Annotated in this window: 21 protein-coding genes and 1 tRNA gene; 17 read left to right on the plus strand and 5 right to left on the minus strand. The window is 34.0% G+C overall.

All coding sequences use genetic code 11. The features are described 5' to 3' along the window. Window positions 1–8: 8 nt before the first annotated feature. Entirely contained in the window at window positions 9–521 is a 513-nt protein-coding gene (locus CDOMC_RS02320) for a shikimate kinase (RefSeq protein ID WP_172127586.1), read from the minus strand. Next, the gene (gene der, locus CDOMC_RS02325; protein ID WP_172127588.1) at window positions 511–1,884 is read right to left on the minus strand and encodes a ribosome biogenesis GTPase Der; all 1,374 of its coding nucleotides are present in this window, start codon (window positions 1,882–1,884) and stop codon (window positions 511–513) included. The genes CDOMC_RS02320 and der overlap by 11 nt, the downstream gene beginning before the upstream one ends. Before the next feature lie 107 nt (window positions 1,885–1,991). Between der and CDOMC_RS02330 the strand changes: the two genes are divergently transcribed. From CDOMC_RS02330 to CDOMC_RS02355, 6 genes are all read left to right on the plus strand, one after another. Continuing rightward, window positions 1,992–2,882, plus strand: a complete 891-nt coding sequence (locus CDOMC_RS02330) for a DMT family transporter (RefSeq protein ID WP_172127590.1) — start codon at window positions 1,992–1,994, stop codon at window positions 2,880–2,882. After that, on the plus strand, window positions 2,882–3,682 hold the full coding sequence (kdsA, locus tag CDOMC_RS02335) for a 3-deoxy-8-phosphooctulonate synthase (protein ID WP_172127592.1): 801 nt from the start codon (window positions 2,882–2,884) through the stop codon (window positions 3,680–3,682). The genes CDOMC_RS02330 and kdsA overlap by 1 nt, the downstream gene beginning before the upstream one ends. A 2-nt stretch (window positions 3,683–3,684) precedes the next feature. Continuing rightward, a complete protein-coding gene (gene ribH / locus CDOMC_RS02340; protein WP_169940120.1) occupies window positions 3,685–4,155 on the plus strand; it encodes a 6,7-dimethyl-8-ribityllumazine synthase in 471 nt (156 codons plus the stop codon). 1 nt (window position 4,156) lies between these two features. After that, window positions 4,157–4,552 carry a transcription antitermination factor NusB gene (gene nusB / locus CDOMC_RS02345; RefSeq protein WP_169940121.1) on the plus strand — a complete coding sequence of 132 codons (396 nt, stop codon included), beginning with the start codon at window positions 4,157–4,159 and terminating at the stop codon, window positions 4,550–4,552. Then, the gene (gene pyrF, locus CDOMC_RS02350; protein WP_172127594.1) at window positions 4,549–5,244 is read left to right on the plus strand and encodes an orotidine-5'-phosphate decarboxylase; all 696 of its coding nucleotides are present in this window, start codon (window positions 4,549–4,551) and stop codon (window positions 5,242–5,244) included. The genes nusB and pyrF overlap by 4 nt, the downstream gene beginning before the upstream one ends. 305 nt (window positions 5,245–5,549) lie before the next feature. Then, a tRNA-Ser gene (locus CDOMC_RS02355) sits at window positions 5,550–5,640 on the plus strand. A 198-nt stretch (window positions 5,641–5,838) separates the two neighbouring features. Here CDOMC_RS02355 and CDOMC_RS02360 read toward each other — a convergent pair. Beyond that, complete coding sequence (locus tag CDOMC_RS02360) at window positions 5,839–6,264, minus strand: hypothetical protein (protein ID WP_172127596.1); 426 nt, start codon at window positions 6,262–6,264, stop codon at window positions 5,839–5,841. A 290-nt stretch (window positions 6,265–6,554) separates the two neighbouring features. Here CDOMC_RS02360 and CDOMC_RS02365 point away from each other — a divergent pair, with 290 nt between their 5' ends. The 11 genes from CDOMC_RS02365 to CDOMC_RS02415 all read left to right on the plus strand — a co-directional run bounded on the left by CDOMC_RS02365 (window position 6,555) and on the right by CDOMC_RS02415 (window position 18,499). Beyond that, window positions 6,555–7,064, plus strand: a complete 510-nt coding sequence (locus CDOMC_RS02365; protein ID WP_172129622.1) for a site-specific integrase — start codon at window positions 6,555–6,557, stop codon at window positions 7,062–7,064. A 233-nt stretch (window positions 7,065–7,297) separates the two neighbouring features. Continuing rightward, window positions 7,298–7,525, plus strand: a complete 228-nt coding sequence (locus tag CDOMC_RS02370; RefSeq protein WP_218975686.1) for a helix-turn-helix domain-containing protein — start codon at window positions 7,298–7,300, stop codon at window positions 7,523–7,525. Next, entirely contained in the window at window positions 7,522–8,133 is a 612-nt protein-coding gene (locus CDOMC_RS02375; RefSeq protein ID WP_172127598.1) for a helix-turn-helix domain-containing protein, read from the plus strand. Before CDOMC_RS02370 ends, CDOMC_RS02375 begins: the two co-directional genes overlap by 4 nt. Before the next feature lie 34 nt (window positions 8,134–8,167). Next, a complete protein-coding gene (locus CDOMC_RS02380; RefSeq protein ID WP_172127600.1) occupies window positions 8,168–8,485 on the plus strand; it encodes a plasmid mobilization protein in 318 nt (105 codons plus the stop codon). Next, on the plus strand, window positions 8,479–10,023 hold the full coding sequence (locus CDOMC_RS02385; protein WP_172127602.1) for a relaxase/mobilization nuclease domain-containing protein: 1,545 nt from the start codon (window positions 8,479–8,481) through the stop codon (window positions 10,021–10,023). Before CDOMC_RS02380 ends, CDOMC_RS02385 begins: the two co-directional genes overlap by 7 nt. Window positions 10,024–10,102: 79 nt before the next feature. Then, on the plus strand, window positions 10,103–10,357 hold the full coding sequence (locus tag CDOMC_RS02390; protein WP_172127604.1) for a hypothetical protein: 255 nt from the start codon (window positions 10,103–10,105) through the stop codon (window positions 10,355–10,357). Between the two features lie 141 nt (window positions 10,358–10,498). Further along, on the plus strand, window positions 10,499–11,524 hold the full coding sequence (dcm, locus tag CDOMC_RS02395; protein WP_236861335.1) for a DNA (cytosine-5-)-methyltransferase: 1,026 nt from the start codon (window positions 10,499–10,501) through the stop codon (window positions 11,522–11,524). A 55-nt stretch (window positions 11,525–11,579) separates the two neighbouring features. Then, window positions 11,580–12,905 carry an ATP-binding protein gene (locus CDOMC_RS02400; RefSeq protein ID WP_218975687.1) on the plus strand — a complete coding sequence of 442 codons (1,326 nt, stop codon included), beginning with the start codon at window positions 11,580–11,582 and terminating at the stop codon, window positions 12,903–12,905. Next, complete coding sequence (locus CDOMC_RS02405) at window positions 12,895–15,558, plus strand: Z1 domain-containing protein (protein ID WP_172127608.1); 2,664 nt, start codon at window positions 12,895–12,897, stop codon at window positions 15,556–15,558. The genes CDOMC_RS02400 and CDOMC_RS02405 overlap by 11 nt, the downstream gene beginning before the upstream one ends. Beyond that, window positions 15,551–16,462 carry a PD-(D/E)XK motif protein gene (locus CDOMC_RS02410; RefSeq protein WP_257793014.1) on the plus strand — a complete coding sequence of 304 codons (912 nt, stop codon included), beginning with the start codon at window positions 15,551–15,553 and terminating at the stop codon, window positions 16,460–16,462. The genes CDOMC_RS02405 and CDOMC_RS02410 overlap by 8 nt, the downstream gene beginning before the upstream one ends. 9 nt (window positions 16,463–16,471) lie before the next feature. Continuing rightward, on the plus strand, window positions 16,472–18,499 hold the full coding sequence (locus CDOMC_RS02415; protein ID WP_172127612.1) for an AIPR family protein: 2,028 nt from the start codon (window positions 16,472–16,474) through the stop codon (window positions 18,497–18,499). Window positions 18,500–18,789: 290 nt separating this feature from the next. Here CDOMC_RS02415 and CDOMC_RS02420 read toward each other — a convergent pair whose 3' ends face one another. Together CDOMC_RS02420 and CDOMC_RS02425 are read right to left on the minus strand one after the other, a co-directional pair. Next, complete coding sequence (locus tag CDOMC_RS02420) at window positions 18,790–19,413, minus strand: metallophosphoesterase family protein (protein ID WP_236861336.1); 624 nt, start codon at window positions 19,411–19,413, stop codon at window positions 18,790–18,792. 45 nt (window positions 19,414–19,458) lie between these two features. Beyond that, window positions 19,459–20,127 (minus strand): phosphoesterase, encoded by a 669-nt coding sequence (locus CDOMC_RS02425; protein ID WP_172127614.1) that lies wholly within the window; start codon window positions 20,125–20,127, stop codon window positions 19,459–19,461. Window positions 20,128–20,290: the final 163 nt, after the last annotated feature.

The raw sequence follows: 20,290 nt of genomic DNA on the forward strand, positions 1-20,290 counted from the left end.
CCATACGTTCATTTTTTAATCTTATTTACAATCTCTTTAACTATATTTTTAGCGCTCTTGCCTTCGACATCAACTATGATATCGGCTTTTTTCTCGTAAATTTTCTTTCTTGTTTTAAATAGCTCTTTTGCTTTGTCTCTATCTTTTAAAAGCGGACGTTTAGCAAATTTCTTCTGGGCATTTTGGCTATTTTCTATGCGTTTTATTATGCCATCAAAGCTTGATTTTAGATATATCACGGTGCCGATTTTGTTTAAATTTTTAACGTTTACAAAGCCTCCGCCGCCTGCTATCACGCAGTTTTGCACGTTAGCGGCTAAATTTTTAGCGACTAAGCTTTCTTGCTTTCTAAAATACTCTTCGCCCTTTGTCTCAAAAATTTCGCGAATTTTTAGATTTTCACTGCTTTCGATAAGATCGTCCGTATCAAGCATAAGTCGTTTTAGTTTTTTGCAAAGCTCCCTTGCTACCGTTCCTTTGCCAACTCCCATGAAGCCGATTAAGACTATATTATTGCTCATCTTTTTCCTCGCTATCGCTGTTTCTGTTTTTTGGTATGAGTACGACAGGAACGCCGCTTAGTTCAAATTTCTCGCGCAGTTTGTTTGTAAGATAGCGTTTGTAGCTAAAGTGAAGTGCGCGCGGACGGTTCATGATAAGAGCTATCTTAGGCGGTGCAAATCCAAACTGCACGGCATAATAAATCTTCACGCTCTTGCCTTTTTCGCGCGGTATCGGGTGAATTTTGGTCGCCTCTTTGATGAGTTCGTTTAGTTTTGAGGTTTGAATTTTTTGAGTGAAATTTTTATAAACTTCAAAAATGAGCGAGTAAATTTTATGCACTCTCTTGCCGCCAAGCGCGCTAACGCTGATTATTGGAGCGTAGGTTAGAAATTTAAACTTATCTTTGATGATCTTTTTCATCTCGTCAAACTCCACTTCGCTCTTATCCCACTTGTTTAGCACTATTATCACGCCGAGGTTAAATTTGCTAGCAAGCCCTGCGATACGCTCATCAAGCTCGGTTAGCGGCTCTGAGATATCAAGCACGAGTAGGGCGATATCTGTGTTTTCAAGTACGCTTTCGGTTCTATTAAGCGCGTATCTTTCGATGCCTTCTATCTTGCCGCGCTTTCTAATGCCGGCGGTATCTACAAATTCGATCACTCTATCTTCATAAACGAAAGTTTCATTTACAGGATCTATCGTGGTGCCTGCCACATCGCTTACAACGGCTCTTGCGTCTTTAACCAAAGCGTTTAAAAGCGAGCTTTTGCCCACGTTTACACGTCCTATGATGCCAACTCTTATGTTTTTTTCTTCAAAATTTTGCTCGCCTTCTTCGTCAAGAGTCTCTAAAAAATCATCAAAATCTTCATCCAAATCAGGTTTTATCTCATCTTTAAGATGCCTATAAATCCACTCGCTAAGCTCATCAACTCCGGCGTTGTGAGTAACTGAGATGGCAAACAGATCCTTTGCGCCAAAGCTATCAAATTCCCAAGCTCGTTGCTCGTCTTTTTTGCTATCTACTTTATTTATGACAAGTGCGGTTGGAATTCCTAGTCTTAAAAGTGCGTAAAACATCGCCTTGTCTTCGTCATCAGGGAAATTTTTGCCGTCTACCATGTAGATGATCGCATCTGAGTTTTGAGCCTCTTTGAGCGTTTTTTCTTTGACATTTCTAAAAAGCTCACTACTATCGTCAAGTCCGCCGCTATCAACCAAAATACACTTTTTATCGTCAATCGTTATCTCTGCTTTGTTTGTGTCGCGAGTAGTTCCGCTTACGTCTGAAGTGATGGCTATGCGCCTCTTTGCTAAACGGTTAAAAAGCGAGCTTTTGCCTACGTTTGGCTTTCCGACAAGTATGATTTTTTGCACTTTGTATTCCTTTAAATTTTGCTATTATACAAATTTTTAACTTACAATGTTTATAAATTAAGCCGTTTTGCACTACAATACGCTCAAATTTCAAAGAAGGTTAATAGTTGTTACATAAATTTCTAATGAGGCATTTGGGCACGTATTATATGATCATCGCTTGCATGCTCTTTGCGATAACAGGCGCTCTTGCGAAGGTCATAAGTGCCGATATGCCATCTATCGAAGTTGTGTTTTTTAGAAATTTGATCGGCCTTGTGATGATCGTTTATTCGCTTTATAAACGCCCGGCTCATCAAAAGGGCGGACATCCGTATCTGCTCATATTTAGAGGAGTTATCGGCACGCTTGCGCTCTTTGCGTTTTTTTATAACATCGCTCATATAAATTTAGGCGCTGCGTTTACCTTTTCTAAAACCAGCCCGATATTTACGGCACTGCTTGCCGCGATGTTTATGGGCGAGAGGCTAAGCTCGCGCGGTTGGATGGCGATATTTATCGGATTTGGCGGAATTTTGCTTATCATTCAGCCTGGGCTTGGCATCTCAAAGACCGATTGGCTTGGAATTTGGAGCGGAGTAGGGGCTGCGATGGCTTATACGAGCGTTAGGGAGCTTAAAAAAAGCTATGACACGCGCGTTATAGTCTTTTCTTTTATGGGATTTGGCACGGCTCTTCCGATCATATTTATGGCTTTGGCGGAGTTTATCCGGATAGACGGGTTTGAATTTTTGTTTTCCAAATTTGTCCTGCCTGATACTAAAAATATCTTTTTGATCCTTCTAATGGGCGTTGCGGGGCTTTACTTTCAGATGTATCTTACTAAAGCTTATGCGGCAAGTAAAAAGGCTGGCACGGTTGCGGCTGTAAGCTACGCCGACGTAATCTTTACCATTATCATCGGATATTTTATGGGGGACGGGCTGCCAAACACTGTTGCATTTTTGGGTATAATTCTAGTAATTCTTAGCGGAATTATAGTGGTAAAGGAGAAATAATGATACTAATCGCAGGGCCTTGCGTCATCGAGAGCGAAGAGCTTGTATTTGACGTGGCAAAAAGGCTTGTGAAATTTAATGAAGATAATAGGATAGAGTTTTATTTTAAATCAAGTTTTGATAAGGCAAATCGTACGAGTATAAATAGCTTTCGCGGTCCCGGGCTTGAAAAGGGTTGTGAAATTTTAGCTCGTGTGAAAAAGGAATTCGGCTTTAAAATTTTAACGGACATTCACGAGAGCTATCAAGCTAAGCCTGTGGCTGAAGTTGCGGATGTGCTTCAAATTCCTGCGTTTTTATGCCGTCAAACCGATTTGCTTGTGGCTGCGGCCAAGACAAATTCGGTCGTAAATATCAAAAAAGGGCAGTTTTTAGCAGCCAGCGCGATGAAACATTCCGTAAAAAAAGTGCTTGAAACTCGCGGTGTAGAGGGCGATGGATATGAAGTGGCTAAACAAAATGGAATTTGGCTAACGGAGCGCGGAAGCACTTTTGGATATGGAAATTTGGTCGTTGATATGAGAAATTTGGTTTTAATGAGAGAATTTGCGCCTGTGATATTTGACGCTACGCACAGTGTTCAGATGCCTTCGGCTCTTGGTGAAAAGAGTGGCGGAGATGCAAGATTTGTGCCGTATCTTGCAAGAGCGGCGGCAAGTGTGGGTGTGGACGGGTTTTTTTACGAGACGCATATAAATCCGTGCGAAGCGATGTGTGATGGACCAAATATGTTAAATTTAGACGAGCTGGATAGAGTTGTAGAGCAGACTTTAAAAATACAAGAAATTTTAAGGGGATAATTATGAACATAATCGAAGGAAATTTAAAACTAAGCGGAAAAGAAAAAATCGCAATTATCAATGCAAGGTTTAACCACATCATCACCGATAGGCTTGTCGAAGGCGCTAGAGATGCGTTTCTTCGCCACGGCGGAGATGAAAAAAATTTAAGCCTTATTTTAGTTCCGGGAGCATTTGAAATCCCTATGGCTCTTGAAAAGGCTCTTGAGAGCGGCAAATGGGACGCGATATGCTGCGTTGGAGCGGTTATTAGAGGCTCAACTCCTCATTTTGACTATGTTTCGGCTGAAACTACAAAAGGCATCGCAAACGTAACTCTTAAATACGGCAAGCCCGTAACATTTGGCGTGCTAACGGTAGATAGTATCGAGCAGGCCATTGAGCGAGCGGGCAGTAAAGCCGGAAATAAAGGCTTTGAAGCGATGAGCGGCGCGATAGAGCTTTTGAATTTATATAAAAATATAAAGGTTTAAAATGGCAACTCGTCATCAGGTTAGACAAGCCGTAATATCGCTACTTTACGCTCAGGAGATGGGTAGCGAGATGAGTGAATTTAAGGATGAATTTTTAGAGGAAAAAAAGATAAGAAATGAGCAAAGAAATTTTACGACTTCGCTTTATGATGGCGTAAATGAAAATTTGACCGCTCTTGATGAGTTGCTTAACTCACACTTAAAAGAGTATAAAATCCACGAAATCGGCGTTGTAGAAAGAGCGATACTTCGACTTGGAGCTTACGAGATGAAATTTACGGACACCGATAAAGCGGTCGTGATAAACGAGGCTATAGAGCTTGCCAAAGAACTTGGTAGCGACTCTGCGCCGAAATTCATAAACGGTGTGCTTGATGCGGTAAGGAGTGATATATGAAACTTTGCGTAGCGCTTGATATGGCCACGATGGAGCAAAATTTAGCTTTGGCTAGAGAGCTAAAGGGACTTGATGTATGGCTTAAAGTAGGACTTAGAAGCTATTTAAGAGACGGAGCTAAGATAATTGACGATATAAAAAAGATTGATGATTTTAAAATTTTCTTAGATCTTAAGCTGCATGATATACCAAACACGATGGCCGATGCCGCAGAAGTGATAGCAAGCTTGCCCGTTGACATGATAAACGTGCACGCAAGTGCAGGAAAAAGGGCGATGAGTGAGGTCATGAACCGCTTAAATTTACTAAAAAACCGTCCCTTAGTTCTTGCTGTGTCGGCTCTTACTAGTTTTAATGAAGATGGTTTTAGAATAGTTTATAACGACGATATAAAAAATTTTGTTCTTAAATTTTGTGTTAGTGCTTATGAAGTGGGTGTTGATGGGATGGTTTGTTCGGTATTTGAGAGTAATATGATAAAAGATGCAACATCACGTTTTTTTCTTACTTTAACTCCAGGAATTCGTCCTTTTAATGAGGACACGAACGATCAAAGCAGAGTAGCTGATTTAGAAACTGCAAAAAAAGAAAATAGCGATTTTATCGTAGTTGGTAGACCGATATATGAAGATAGTAGTCCTAGGGAAATTTGCGAAAGAATACTATCTGAAATAGAAGTTGTAAATGAGTGAGCTTAGAAAAATTCCATTTGTCGGAAAATCTACCGAAGCAGATCTAATAGCTCTTTGATATACAGATATAGCTTCGCTAAGATATGCCGATCATGAGGATATGTTATAGGCAAACTATCGCAATGGATCGCGGAAGTAATAAGTGTATTTTTTTGTATGTTGATCGTATGATCTATTATTATGCAAGGACTACAAAACCGGATAAAAATAGACTAAAATGGTGGCTCTGGAAAGATTAGTTAGAATTGACAAAATTTAAGCGGCATATCAGGAGCTATTTAATATAATCACATTTCTTCTTTTATGGACAGATGGGTGAGTGGCTGAAACCACACCCCTGCTAAGGGTGCAAGTCTTAATCGGGCTTCGAGGGTTCAAATCCCTCTCTGTCCGCCATTATTTAAATATTTCAATTCCAATCTTTTCTAAATCTTTCTTTTTAATCCCTAAAATACGCTATTTTGATATCATATACTTTCTATTGGACCTTAAAAAATCCTAAAATATGGTATAATTTTCCCATCAATTATGTATTACTAATTGTATCACTTAAAGAATGTATCGCTAGTGATACAGAAAAAAGGATAAAAATGGCTACCTTGGGAACCGAAAAAGAGATAAAAGCGTTAATTGCTCCTGATAGCGGTAAAGCTTTTTAACCGTATCGCTCTTTGGGTTGCCTATTGTTTGAAGACTCTTTAAGGCGTTTAAAAATATGGGAGTAGCTACTCTTGAACTATTCATCTCCTCTATACTAACATTCTTAATAAGATCAAGTAGATTATATTCAAATCTTGATAGCTCTGAGGGAAGCGATTTAAATGTTTGAGTTTTTAAAGCATCTTCTTTATATAAGTTCCAAAGCTCGGAAAAGCTGTTTATCCTTTTTGGCTTTAATGTATTATGCTTGCTAAGCTCTTTAAGATAAGGTAGTGAATCCTTAATGGCTTCGGCTATGCCATAAATCTTTTCTTGCCAAGCTCCTATTGTTTTTGTAGTATGGTTACCCTTTTGATCCATGTAGCGAAGTTTAAAAATTTTTCCACCCGTGGAATAGTGATACAGCTTTAAGCCTTTTTGGCCCTTTATACTATAAGTAGCTACTTAATAGACTGAATCAAGTCTTTGACTTTGCAGTTATTAACGGCTATCTTGAAAATAATCCCACTAGAATACTATCTAGAAACTTTGAAAAGAACTTCATAAAAGTAGCCCCTGTTCCAAGAAAGGCAATAACCGATATAGATAAGTTTAAGACTCTAATATCCAGTATAAATGAGTATTGGGGAGATGTAAATGTTCTTAGCTGTATGAAATGGACCATGCTTTATGCTCTTAGGCCTAGCAATGCTAGACTTGCTAGATGGGAAGATATTAGTATAGATAAAAAAGAGTGGATAATAAGAGCGGAGGATATGAAGATGAAAGAAGAATTTATTATCCCATTAACCGATACAGCAATAGAACTTTTAAAAACAATTCCAAGCTATACTATAAAACAAGGCTATCTATTTAGAGGTGCTAAACATAATGCTCCGATAAGTGATAACTCTATGAGAATGGGCCTTAAAAGGCTTGGATATGATGGCGAGATGGATATGCATGGATTTAGATCCAGCTTTAGAACCATAATTAGCGAATTAAACTACACTGAAAAACTTGGATTTACAGAAGAGGTAATGTCGCTTTGTATAGATCATAGATTTAGAAAGACTATTAAAAGCGATGAGAGTTATCATAGGGCCAAATTCGAAAGCGGAAAAAGAGAAATTTTTGAATATTGGCATGAAAAATTGAGAGAATTTGGGTTTAAAATCTAAAAAGTCAATAAAATCACTTAAAGAATTTCGTATATGTTACCATATTACACACTTACATTTAAAAATACGCTATCACCGATATTCTATTATAGATAATATATACTAAAAACAACTAATTATATTCTTAGTTAGCTTTAAATAAGCTTAAAATAATTCACTCAAATGCTTTTTCCTTTTAATTTGTAACGAAACATGCTACTATGCTCAAAAATATTATAAAAAAAGGGAAATATATGATTGAAAATTTAATTACTCCAGAACAATTCTGTTTGATGTATGGAGTGCCTATTCAAACTCAAGCCAAATGGCGTATGAAAAAAGGAGATGGGATAAAACTTCCATATATTAAACTGGGAAGAAGAGTTTTTTACAAGAGAGACTCTATAGAAGCTCTTGTAAATAGTTTAGAAGTAAATTCTATCGCCTCAATAAATACTAATACTATAAAGGACAAAAGATGATAGAGATAGCAGGTTTAATTCTATACACTCCAAAAGATATAGAAGATGCATTGGGAATAAACATTAGGATTCAGGCTAGGTATAGAAATAAAGGACTGCTTCCTTTTAGAAAGATGGGATCATCGATATTTTATACACAAAGCGATATAAGAGACTTTTTGGAAAATACCAAGATATCAAGTGTAGCTATAAAAAGTGTAGAAAAGAGAAAAGATAGATCAAATGAAGATGATGATTGTAATGGCGACAAAGAAATCATATCTAAAAAAGCATCTATTGTACATGATGAAAATATCAAACCCGTATCGCCTCAGCAAGACAGTTACCATGATAAGAGTATAGGTAAGGCTCAGGAAAACAAGAGCGATACAAAAAGCAATACCGATACGATAAATCTAAATTTAAACTCTGATACTACGATAAATCTAAACGACAGTTATTTAGCGCGCGGCATAGATGATATTAAAAGTAGCGACACGAATAAAACGGCAAGTAGTAGCATGCAGCAGACACTAGGTCATGTAGTTTTTCCCCGCAACGACACGCAAGCCATACGGCTTAAAGAGCAGCCAAATTCTTTTAAAGGCTTAGCCGATGCCAAGCTTTAAATACAATATAAAACTTATAAACAAGGATATTTAAATGAAATTCAAAAACAACAAAGATAACAAAATCTCCATTAGACTAACCGATAATGAAATGAATTTATTGGAAACTAAAGCGTCTTTGTGCGGTTTAAACAAATCAGCGTTTACAAGACATACTATCCTTCACTCCAAACCCCCTATCCATAAATTCGATAAAGCTATGGTAGTTCAAATTTCAAGGATAGGAAGCAATCTCGGTCAGGTAGCCAAATATGTCAATAAAAATGAAAGCATCGACCTTATCGCTTTAAAACATATTATAGAAATTTCTAATTCTATAAATAGTTTGTTAGATAAGGATAAAAAGTGCTAGTTAAATTCTTTTCTAATAAACAAGGCGGAAGCATATCCGGGATCAACTATCTTTTAAATCATAGAGTAAAAGACAAAACCGCTTGTGTTATAAAAGGTAGTGAAAGCGTAACCAGAAATATAGTTTCAGGCATAACCAAAAAGCAAAAGCTATGTATGGGCTGTCTATCGTTTGAAGAAAAAGATATTGATCTAAAGACTAAACAAAGAGTAATAGATAAATTTGAAACTCTTCTATTTGGAGAATATAAAGATAGATACAATATCTTATGGGTAGAACATACCGACAAACAAAGGCTTGAACTAAATTTTGCTATTCCAAAGATAGACTTAATAACAGGACTAGCCTTTAATCCTTACTATGATAAAGTAGATAGAAAGTTAGTTGACTCTTGGCAAAACTACACCAATCTAAGATTTAATCTTTCCGATCCAAAAGATCCTTCTAAATCTCATATACTTCAAGGTTCAAGAAAAGATTTAAATACAGTAAAAGATTATCTAGAACTCGAAAAAATGCTAGTAGATAAGTTAATCAATAATGAATTTATTTGCAGAGATGACATCTTACAAGCCCTTAAAAATAGCAATATAGAAGTAACCAGAATAGGAAAAGACTATATATCAGTCAAGCTACCTAATTCTAAAAAGGCTAAAAGATTTAAAGGAGATATGTTTCATGAAAGCTTTAGCAACACTGCAAGCTTGGAGCAACTCAGAGAAAAGACACAAAGAAGAGCAAAAGAGTTTAAAGATACAAGGGATGGAAATAATACTGGCGAACAAGAACCAAGAAGTTTCATCTTTGAAAACGAAATATGCAAACCTAGAGACATCTTTTCAGGAGTTGCAATTGAGAAATTTAGAATTATCAAATTCAAACAAAGCCTGTCAAAAAGAGATCAAGATCTTAACAGACTCAAAACAAAACTTAACAATGAAATACAAAAAAGAAACAACTGGCTTAAAGAACAATCTTCAAGAGAGCCAAGACGTAAATTTTATATTAAAACTATCAGTAGTGGCGCTGCTAATACTGTTAATAATGTCAGGAGTTTTAATTTGGAAGATGAAATCGAGCAATTCAATACTAATAGATCAAAACAAACAGATGAAAGATTACATAGAGCAATATATAAGTGGCAAACAACAATAAATGATAAAACCAAAATCTTTACTACAAGGATGTATTATGACACTGCTAGAGCAGGAATTATTAGAGGAATTATATACAAGAGAAAAGCAAGAGAAAGAGAGAACGGAGTTGTTCAATCAAGTATTGCTGGAATTAAGGAGTTTGGACAAGAGATTGACCGGCTTAGAGGCAGTATTCAAAGAACAAACTCTCATGCAACAAGAATTTCAAAATTCATCGATAGATTTAGAAGAAAGATTGATATCCTTAGAGAACTGTCATTCGATATTATCTCAAGAGTTGGTTGGATTAAAAGGGAAGCTAGAAACTTATTCAAGCTAAAGCTAAACAGATCTAAAGACATATCCAAAAGAAGAGATATGAGTGATATTGGGTTTGGGTAGGATAAATATACCATAAAATAAATAGACACTCTCTTGTCTATCCAACCTGTTATAATTATAAAAAACAAAAAGGACTAAAATGCTATCTAAATCACAATACACAAGAGGTCTGCAGTGTCCTAAGTCTTTATGGCTTTATAAATTTAGACGTGACCTTGAAAATAAATATATCGATAATACAAAATTTGAGATAGGTAATGAAGTAGGTAGGCTTGCACAAGAGTATTTTAAAGGCGGAGTCCTAATAGAGTTTGATTCAAGTAACTTTGAAGGTATGGCAGAAAGGACAAAAGCATGTTTTATAAAATATTTTATGGCAATATTTATAGTATAGCAAAACATCTATTTAAAACTAACTTTCATAAGTTTAATATTGTTTGGATACATTGCGAAAGACAAGTTTAAATCCAATGTAGTATAATAGTATATTCTAACAAAATTTTATTATACAATTTGTAAAAATAAAAGGCCGGTTGTGATTTATAGAGTAGGTAGCTTATTTGCAGGTGTCGGTGGTGTTTGTCAAGCTTTTAAAAACTCAAACTGTAATATAGTATGGGCAAACGAAATTGATCGTAGTGCTTGCAAAACGTATAGGCTAAATCATAAAAATACCAATCTTATTGAAGATGATGTCAGAAATATAAACAATAAAAATTTAGACGATATAGATATACTCACTGCTGGTTTTCCTTGCCAACCGTTTTCGCAGGCTGGTCATGGTAAAGGCTTTGAAGATGAGCGCGGTAAGCTTTTTTTTGAGGTTTCTAGATTACTAAAAGAGTTAAAGCCAAAGGCATATTTTTTAGAAAATGTTAGAACTTTGACTTCTCATAATAATGGTAAAACATTTCAGACGATAAAAGAAGAGTTGAAATATATAGGATACTCTTTTATTCCTTTTGTATTAAATGCGTCTAAATATACAAACATACCTCAAGGCAGGGAAAGGATTTATATAGTTGGATTTAGGGATGAAAGTGATTACTGCTTCAACAAACCAATAAAAGAAAATATATTAGAAACCAGTAGAAATAATTTGCTGTCTGCTAAGTTTCAAATACCAAAGCCAACAAATAAAACACTCAAAAATATAAAATCGTTTTTGGATGACAACCATATTATGCCTTCTGATATATACAATAATCAAAACAACGAAATTCATCGTAAAATTATGGATAGTGTTATAGATGAAAATACTGTCTATCAATATAGGCGTTATTATGTTCGCTCCAATAAATCAAACGTCTGCCCTACTCTAACTGCAAATATGGGTGCAGGCGGACACAATATACCTATAATATTAAACAATGGAATAATAAGGCGACTTAATCCAAAAGAATGCTTTAATCTACAAGGCTTTCCGCAAGACTTCATGCTTCCAGAAGGCATATCAAGAGCGCAACTATATAGGCAAGCTGGGAATTCAGTTGTTGTGCCAATGGTTGAGAAAATTGCAAAAGAGATTGTTGCAGTATTAGATGCGGCCGATAGAAGTTAATCCAAACGTTGCAAATTTCGTTAAGTCACTTCGTGATATAGGGTATACTTTTGAGGTGGCAGTTGCCGATATTATTGACAACAGTATTTCTGCTGGTGCAAATAATATAAAAATTTACGCCGTGCAAAATCCTAAACCATTGTTTTGTGTCTTAGATAATGGCTTAGGAATGAATAACGATGAACTAATAGAAGCAATGAGATTATCATCAAAAAATCCAGATGATGAAAGAGATAATGCTGCACTTGGTAAATTTGGCTTAGGTCTTAAGACTGCTTCATTTTCGCAGTGCAAAAAACTCACCGTTGTAACAAAGAAAAATAATGATATTTCTGCCAAGCAATGGGATTTGGACTATATCTCCAGGAATGATAAATGGCTACTTTTAACACCAGACCTAAGCGAATATAAAAATATTGATATTTTTAATAATTTTTATGAAAACAATAACTCTACTATTATAATATGGGAAGAAATAGATAAAGTTGGACAAATTTCAGAATACTTAGAAACACTAAGAAATCATTTATCTTTGGTTTTTCATCAATTTTTAGAAGGAATAGGTGGGGAAAAAATAAAAATATATATAAACAATAATCTTTTGTTGCCTTTTAATCCTTTTAATCCAACACATGATGCAACTTTTATTAAATCAACCGAGTTAATAAAATATAATGATAAGGAAATAAAAATAACCCCCTTTATTTTGCCGCATCACTCAAAAGTTTCTGTTTCTGAGTGGGAAAAATATGGAGGAAGTGAGGGCTATATAAAATCGCAAGGCTTCTATCTCTATAGGGCTCACAGATTACTTGTTTATGGTAAATGGTGGGGAATTTTAAAATCCAGTGACGCAACAAAACTTGTTCGTATAAAAATTGAAATTTCAAACGATCAAGATGAGCTATGGAATATAGATGTAAAAAAATCTATTGCAAATCCCATCCCTGGATTAAAAGATGAATTAAAAAGAGTTGCTTTGCATTCTGTCAAAGATGGAATGAAGCCTTTTTCTACCCGCGGTCGCAGGATAAACGATAAGAATATTACAAGATTTTGGAATTTGGTTTATGAGGATAATAAACTTTACTTTGCTATAAATAAAGAAAATCCAATGTATCAAAAGCTATTGGATTTGTTGGATTTAAAATCGAGAGAAATATTACAAATGTATCTAAAATCACTTCAGGCATACATTCCACTCGAAGCAATACAAGCTCAAGTTCAGCAAAATCCGCATAGTTTTAAACAAGAGGATGCTATTTCAAATCAAGAAGCGGTTAAAATTCTAAAATACTTACAGAGCATAGGTCTTAGTGAAGATGAGATTAAAAAAATAGAAATTTTTAAAAAACATAAGGAGTTATTTGATGGGAAATAGTTTTTATGAAGTGGTTTTTGAGTTTTCAAAAAAACGTTTAACCGAGAAATACTCAGTACAAAATGGGGTTTTGGAAGCAGGTGATATTGAAAGTGAAATAACTAAAACAAGAAAAATTATTGAATCTGAAGTTAAAACTAATATATTTAACCAAGATGGCAATTTTTTGGATAGTGATTATAAAAGACTACAAGATGATTTAGAAAAATATTTTAATGTTAGAATGAATTTGGGACTAGTAATAAAAGGCAATGAGCAAAAGCGACGCAATACTTCTTGGTATAGCATCAATACAAAAGCTAATAACATGAACTTTTATTGGGATAGATTGGAAAAACTTTATAAGGGCTTCTTGTCTCCACAAGTTATTAAAACAGTAGATGATGATACAGATATTATAATGAATCAAATTGGAGATCCAAGAGAGGATAAGTTTAGTATATATGGTATGGTTGTAGGACATGTTCAGTCTGGTAAAACTTCAAACTATGCTTCTTTGATATGCAAGGCTGCTGATATGGGCTATAAATTTATAGTTGTTGTAGCTGGAGACAAAAACAATCTTAGAAACCAGACTCAAGTTCGTATAAACCAGGCTTTTGTCGGCAAAAACGATACAATGATGGTCGGGGTTGGGCTTAATGACTTGCAAAACGCAAATAAAATGCAACCGATTAGTTTAACAACAGAAACACATGATTTTAACACAAGAGATGCACGTAAAAATTCACAAGGTATAAATTTTGACAATATAAATACTCCTGTACTTTTGGTAATAAAGAAAAATGCAAGCACACTTTCTAATGTTATAAAGTGGATTAAATCTCATTATAGCGGTAAAATTTCAAAACATGCCATGCTACTAATAGATGATGAGTCCGATTATGCTTCCATAAACACAAAAGAGGAAGATAATCCAACTACTATAAATAAAGAATTAAGGGCTCTCTTGGAACTCTTTGAAAAAAGCTCCTACGTTGCATATACTGCTACCCCTTATGCAAATATTTTTATAGATCATACGATAGAAGATGAGCAAAGCGTAAAGATTAAAGATATGGATGAATGGATTTCGAAAGATTTGTTTCCAAGAGATTTTATTTACGCCCTTGATGCACCAAGTAATTATTTCGGTGCTGAAAAAATTTTTATAGAAAGTTCTGACAAATATTTAGTAGATATCAACGACTATGATGAACATATTCCTTTAAAACATAAAAAAGATTATTCTTTATCTGAATTACCAAACAGCTTATTTGAGGCTATAAATGTATTTATGTTAAATGTTGCAATAAGAGATCTCAGAGGGCAAGTTAAGCACAACAGTATGCTTGTTAATATTAGCCGTTTTTCTGATATACATGAAAAGATTGCTTGCCTGATAAACGAATACTTAAAAGCGCTTAAAAAAGATATTAGTGCCTATATTTTACTTTCAAATTCAGCAGAACAAAGTAGTTTCATATCAAATTTAAAGGATATTTTTGAAGCAAAATTTAATATAGAATTTTCATGGCAAGATATTTCAAACAAATTATCCGAAATAGCAAATAGCATTCTAGTAATAGAAGTTCACCAAAATAGCAAAAAACGACTTGATTATAATACTGATGAAAGAATAAATGTCATTGCAGTTGGAGGGCTTAGCTTATCGCGTGGTTTTACCCTTGAAGGACTTAGTGTAAGTTACTTTATAAGAAGTACAATATTTTACGATACTCTTATGCAGATGGGTAGATGGTTTGGCTATAGGCAAGGCTATGAGGATTTGTGTAAAATTTATATGCCAGAGGATATTAAAAACTATTTTAGATTTATTATTGAGGCTACAAATGAGCTTATGTATAAATTTAAAGATATGGCGGAAGACGGTTTGACACCTTATAATTTTGGATTAGCTGTCAGACAAGACCCAAATAGTCAACTACAAATTACAGCTAAAAATAAGATGAAACATGCGGAAGAGAGGTATGTTTCACTGGACTTAAGTGGAAAACTAATAGAAACCGTAAGATTTGCTAAAAACCCACGACTTCATGAGATGAATTTAAATAATTTGAAAAATTTAATAGAATCTCTTGATAAAGGCGACAAAAAAGGAAGTGCTATCATATATAAAAATATAGACAAAAGTAAAATATCAAATTTTATCAATAACTTTGATGTTATAAAAGCTCATATGCAGTTAGACTTTGTTAAGACTTATCTAGAAGAGAAGAATACAATGTGGGATGTTGTCCTTTATGGAGGCAAAGGTGAATTTGCAGAAGGAATTGGGATAAATATGGAAGAACGCTCAAAGTTACAAGACAAGGGCAAATATATAGAGCTTGGAAATAGAAAATTATCAGCAGGAGATCCTGAAAAAGTATTACTTGATGATGAAATCTACGAACAAAGCAAAAAAGAAAAGAGAGGAGATAGGTCTTCTTTTTTAAGAAAAAATCTCAAAAATCCAGTTTTAATGCTACATGTATTAGATGCAAAAAATAATCAAATTGGCTTTGAATGCAGCGTGCTACCTGCATACGGTGTTTGTTTTCCTAACGATGGTGTTGATAGCAACTCTCAAACCATTAAATACCTAATTAATAAAGTATACCAAGAGGAGATGTTTTTAGAATTTAATGAATTAGAAGAACAAGATGATTAATCATTGGAAAGATATGCAAAACAACACTAAAAGAAGAGTTGGCGGTAGCAGTAATTATGATATTTTTTGGATGGTTGATTTAGATGGAAGATATGCTTTTGGCATTGAGCTAGATTTTTGTCAAAAAACTAGTAAAAAAAGTATGAAATTTATTGGTTTAAACACGCTAAGAAAAGACTTTGAAAATGCTACTAAGTTTTACTTAGCACTAAATGACAATTCTAATTGGAAGCTGTTTGCATTGGTTTGTAGTGATATTATTTCACTTTTAAATACTTGCAATGATGAAAAAGGCATTATAGAAAATATAGAAAGACGACTTTTAAAGTGGAAGAAATTTTTTATTTTAAATGTTGATGATGATTTTGGAATAGAAAAGCAAATGGGATTGTTTGGTGAGCTAAGCTTCTTAAGTGATATTGCTTCTAAACAAGTTGGTTTTGAATATGCATTGGATTCTTGGGTTGGAGCAAGTTTTGATAAACAAGATTTTATATTTAATAATTGTGCTGTTGAGGTAAAAACATATAAAACTTCAAAATCGCCAAATGTAACAATTTCATCTGCGTATCAACTTCACACAAGCAAAGAAAAATTGTACTTGGTCGCGTATGCTTTATCTGTGAATTCTCAAGGACTTAGTATTGAGGATATTGTAAAAAGTATAGAAACAAAGATTACTGATGTAGAGGCATTTTATAGAAAGCTTTTTTTGTATGGTTACAAAGCAAATTCTAAATCGAAACTACAAAAATTCAAAATAGATAAAATTTTATTTTTCAACGTAGATGATAAATTTCCAAAAATTATTGCGACAGATATAGATCCTAGAATTTATGACGTAAAATACACAATAAATTTACTAAAATGTAATGAATTTTTATTAGATCAAATAAAACTTTAAAGGCAAAATATGGTTAGCTTAGAGGACTTTCATCAAGATTTTATGCAAGATATTATAAGCCAAGCCCAAAGCCGGGGCATAAGTAAACAAGAGGCATTTTTTGAGTCTGTCTGCGACTCTCTTGTTGGCGAAGGGGAGTTATCGCAAGACTATATGGCTGCTGAATATAATAAAAGAGATATGGAGGTAAACGGATACGATTTTGATGAAGAGCGTGGCAAACTTAGTCTTTTAGTGCACTATTTCTTTCAAAGCGATGAGATACAAACTCTTACAAAAGCGCAAATCGAATCAAAATTTAAAAAGTTAAAAAATTTCTTTTTAAAAAGCAGTGAAAAACTTTATGACACTTTAGAGGAGGGGTTTGAGCATCATTCGATGGCCTATAATATTTATTTATATCTAATAAAAAATGAGGTTAAAAAAATCAGATTCGTCATCATAACAGATGGAAAAATTACTAAGAATTTAGCAAACATTCCAAACGAAACACTATCCGGTATTGATTCAGAATATCGTATTATAGATATTGAATTTTTGTATAAAATTTACACTATAAATAACTCCAAAAATAGCTTTGATGTCGAAGTGAACTTGCCGACACTAGTAGTAGATGCTCCTGCACAAAAATACCGTTCATATCTTAGTGTTATAGATGGTGAGACTATAGCTTGTATTTATGATAAATTTGGCTCTAAGCTTTTAGAGCAAAATGTCAGAACTTTTTTGCAATTTCGTGGCAATGTAAACAAGGGATTGAGGAATACTATAGAGTATAGCCCAGAAATGTTTTTTGCATATAACAATGGTATAACTGCAACTGCTAGTGACGTTGTTCTGCAAGATGGTAGGATCACAAAAATATCAAATTTTCAAATAGTTAATGGAGGTCAGACAATATCGTCTATATACGCCTCGAGTAAAAACTCAAAATTAGATGTATCAAAAATTTATGTCCAAATGAAGTTGTCTGTAGTTACTGATGAAGAAAAACAAGATGAATTTGTATCAAAGGTGAGCGAATACGCAAATACACAAAACAAGATAAATCAATCAGACTTCTTTTCAAATAGTCCTTTTCATAAGGACTTTAAAGAGCACTCAAAGAGGAATTTGGCTCCTGCTGTTGATGGTTTGCAAGTAAGAACTCACTGGTTTTACGAAAGAGTAAGAGGTGAATACCTGAATGAGCAGGCCTATCTGAGTAAAGCTGATAAAAAGAAATTCTTAATAGAAAATCCAAAATCTCAACTTCTTGATAAAACATTTTTGGCCAAGAGTGAGATTGCCTGGCAACAGTCACCAGAAATCGTATCAAAAGGCGCACAATATAGTTTTGTGGCTTTTGCAAAACATATTACCCAAATATTAGAAAAAGATAGCCTTTGTATAACTAATAACTACTTTAAAGATGCGATCTCAAGAGTTATAATGTTTAAGCAGACCGAAAAACTTATTTCTAATGCCATTTGGTACAATGGCGGATATAGAGCCCAATGCGTAGCTTATACAATATCATATTTATCTTATTATTTAAAAAAAAATAGATTATTTTTAAATTTTTCTAAAATATGGGATGAACAGAAAATATCTGGTAATATAGAAAACATAATATCAATCATCTCTGAAAAAATCTATACCAGCATAACAAATCCTCCAGAAGGCAATGCAAATATAGGTCAATGGTGCAAGAAAAAATTATGCTGGGATATCGTAAAAGATATTGAATTGAGTTTAGAATTTGACGATGAAAATTTAACTAGTACAGAGGAAGAAAAGTATATAAAAAAAGAAGCAAAAAAAGATAAAAAACTTGACAATGGTATAGAAATTCAATCATTCGTTGTTAGATTCAAAGAATGGGATAAGATTTTAGAGTATTATAAAAAAGACGAGATTGTACACCAAGTATCCATGAAGCAAATGGATATTTTATCAAAAGTCGCAAGCGGATTAATTATTCTTCCATCTACAAAGCAGGCCATGATCCTGTATGAACTTTATAAAAATGCTATAAAAGAAGGTTTTTTGGTATAACATCGACCTAAGTCATGCTATACCAAAAAACACACAAGATATTGTCTGCTTAAAAATGCAAGAGGGTTTTAGGGACTACCCTAACGAGAGATTTTTGTCCGACTTGTCAGACAAAAAGTATCCTCGCCCACCCAGCTGCTATTTGTGCTATAAAATATTTAGTATAGCATTTAAAAATGTGCTTTATGATGCCAACTATGAATTTGGTATTTTGTATGGTGTCTTATAAAACTTTAGTCTAAAATGTTATTTTTCTCTCTTTTGAAAATTTAACTTTCACTTTACCGCCTTCACCCAACCAAAAACACCTCCTTGCTCTTTACCTCCATTATAGATAAGTTATCAAAGAATACGGCTCCTACATCCATAGAGTAGCAGTTATTCTCTCTTACTTTTATCTTATTGTCTCTATTTGGAGTATGCCCGTAGTATATCTCTTTGCCTGTATTATTCATTAACCAAAAAGGACTTCTACTCCACATTAGATGCTCAGGATCTTGTTTGGTTTCATCTAAGCTGGGGTTATAATAAGCATGAACAAATATATAGCTCTTTGAGCTTATCATATGAGGCATTGTTTTTAAGTAGCTTATTAACCATTTTAGATCTTTAACGGTTAAATTTCTATATTCTATCGATTTAACAGTCTTATATCCTCCGTTATTTACCCACTGCATAGTCATACTTCCTCGTAAAAGATAGTGATTTAAAAACATATACTCATGATTGCCCATTATATGCTTTATATTATATCCATCTTTTATCATCTCGGTATATCTTATATATAGCCCTATTGAGTCCTTGCCTCTATCGCAGCTATCTCCAAGAATGATTACTAGATCATCCTTGGTTAAGGATATCTTTTTAATCATCTCATCAAATAGATGAAGTGAGCCGTGTAGATCTCCAAACACAAATATTTTTTATATCTATCTTCATCTATATATTCTATTCTTAGCTTATCGTTCATTATTTGCCCTTAATATCTCTCTTATCTTTATCTCTCTATTAGCTATTGTATCGTTAGTACTAAACTTCTTATCGGCTTGATGTTCAAACGGAGGCAGATCCTTTGTATAGGATATTACATCTCTTAGATGAAGTATCTTGCCGTGCAAATCATATCCTACGTTTAAAGCTTTACCTTTTAGAGGTGAAATGCTGTCATGAACATGTCCGTATAATAAAATAGATCCGTGATGCCCCGCATTCCACTCTAGTATAGGATAGTGAAACAGCACTAGCCTATAACTATCATCTTTAAATTTTAAAGTTATCTCTTTATAATCAACTATCTCTTCAAATAGCTTGTTATCGTCAAATTTAGTAATAGCTAAAAGCTCATCTTTTTGCTTTCTTATTGCAAGATCGTGATTACCTAATATTAAAGTATGCTTACCGTTTAATCTTTTTAGTATAGATATACACTTCTCTATATCTTTATAAAAAGAGAAATCTCCTAAATTGTAAATCTCATCATTTACACCTACCGTATAGTTCCATAGCTCAATTAATCTATTATCCATCTCATCTACCGAGTTAAACCCTCTAAAACATGGACAAAATTTCATAACGTTCTTATGCCCGAAATGAAGATCGGATGTAAAAAATATGTTACTGCTGCTCATAACCGTTTCCTTCAAGGATCAAAGCAAAGCCGTATGCATATATATTATATATATGCAACTAAATCCTTTAACTTTTATAATATTAAATTTGTGTGGAAGTTTTTCTTTGTGTGTAGATATAAAGGTAGGATTGATTTTACATCTACTAATATTATCTATGGCT

The sequence above is a fragment of the Campylobacter sp. RM16192 genome, assembly GCF_004803855.2.
Taxonomy (GTDB): domain Bacteria; phylum Campylobacterota; class Campylobacteria; order Campylobacterales; family Campylobacteraceae; genus Campylobacter_A.